This window comes from Microbacterium sp. K41 (assembly GCF_004794395.1).
Lineage (GTDB): Bacteria > Actinomycetota > Actinomycetes > Actinomycetales > Microbacteriaceae > Microbacterium > Microbacterium sufflavum.
In genome coordinates, this window is record NZ_SSDO01000243.1 from 1 (window position 1) to 213 (window position 213).

At 77.9% G+C, this 213-nt stretch carries 1 protein-coding gene; it reads left to right on the forward strand.

Going from position 1 to position 213, the window contains the following annotated elements; all coding sequences use genetic code 11:
• Window positions 1–213: hypothetical protein (locus DW309_RS06565; RefSeq protein WP_136044904.1), on the forward strand; the 213-nt coding region annotated here is incomplete at both ends.

Here is a 213-nt window from a genome sequence, read left to right on the forward strand (position 1 = left end):
CAGCCGCCCGCGGATCCTGCTGCACCTCGCGCTCGGCGACGTCCGGGCCGCCCGCAGCATCAAGCAGCGCGACGCGCCGGGCGACCGCTTCGCGACGCTGCTGGAACGCGCCAGGGTGGCCCTGGTCGACGGTCGTGCGCCGGAGGCGGTGCGCATGCTGGCGCAGACGCGGCTCCAGCCGACCACGTCTCGCGAGCGCGCGGAGGCCGCGGC